This window comes from Nocardioides sp. F233 (assembly GCF_057813895.1).
Genome location: NZ_JBVASH010000017.1, coordinates 1 through 1028, shown reverse-complemented (window position 1 = coordinate 1028; position 1028 = coordinate 1). Strand labels below are relative to the sequence as shown.

2 protein-coding genes are annotated in these 1028 nt (G+C 66.4%); one reads left to right on the top strand and one right to left on the bottom strand.

Going from position 1 to position 1028, the window contains the following annotated elements; genetic code table 11:
• Positions 1-243: hypothetical protein (locus ACZYRU_RS26880; RefSeq protein ID WP_488960173.1), on the bottom strand; the 243-nt coding region annotated here is incomplete at its 3' end.
• 113 nt (positions 244-356) lie between these two features.
• Between ACZYRU_RS26880 and ACZYRU_RS26875 the strand changes: the two genes are divergently transcribed.
• Positions 357-1028 (top strand): IS110 family transposase (locus ACZYRU_RS26875; RefSeq protein ID WP_488960172.1); only part of this gene is annotated, 672 nt, incomplete at its 3' end.

The window sequence follows — 1028 nt, the reverse complement described above, 5'->3', positions numbered from 1 at the left end:
CGCTGTGAGGGTTTTCGTGGCCGGCCTGAGGTTGGCTGGCAGGGTGGCCTTGGTTCTGCTGCTGTGGTCGTGACTCTTCGCTTCGGTGACCCGCTGCCGTTGTGGTGACGGTTCGGTGATGGTGTCTTCCCGCGAGACCTGTCCGGTCGTGGTGGCGGGGCCGGTGGCCGCCCTGCCCACGACGTTGGCCTGATCAGAAGCCTGTTCCATCCCCTTCAAGGCAATGAGGGGGATGTGACCCATCACAGTGATGCCACGTAGTGATTCCTCAGGGACGACCACCGGTCCGACGAGTTGTCCCTAGGTGAGAGGAACGCATCGCTGTGTCCAGTGTTTCAGAGGTCTACAGGTTCGTGGTGGGGGTCGACACCCACGCCAAGGTCCATCAGTACGCCATCGTCGAGGCTGGCACCGGGAAGGTGGTCGACGAGGCCGGTTTCCCGACCAGCGGCCCTGGGCTGGGTCGGGCGATCGCCTGGATCGGTCGACGGTGTGGTGGTGAGCTCGACACGGTCCTGGTCAGCGTTGAGGGCACCGGCTCGTACGGTGCCCGGCTCGCGACCGCACTCCTGGATGCCGGCTATCGAGTGGTTGATGCCCCCTCGCCCAAGCGGGAACGCGGTGGTGACAAGAACGACGCGATCGACGCGATCAAGGCCGCCAAGAACCTGTTGGCCAAGGACGCCGACCGGCTCGCTGATGTCCGCACGGGCGAACTCCAGGCGTGTGTGAAGGTCCTGCTGGCGGCACGTGGGCGGATGAGCGGGGAGTCGACGCGCACGATCAACGCGCTGACCGCGTTGCTGCGCGTGCACGACCTGGGTTTCGACGCCAGGCGCAAGCCCACGATCACCCAGGTCCGCGAGATCGCCAGGTGGCGTGTCCGTAGTGAGTCGCTGGCGCTGTCGGTGGCGCGGGCCGAAGCGGTCCGGTTGGCGACCCGGTTCCTTCAGCTGCGGGTCGAGCTGGCAGGCAACGAGAAGCAGCTTGAGCAGGTCGTGACCGCGCACGCGCCGGTCCTGCTCGAG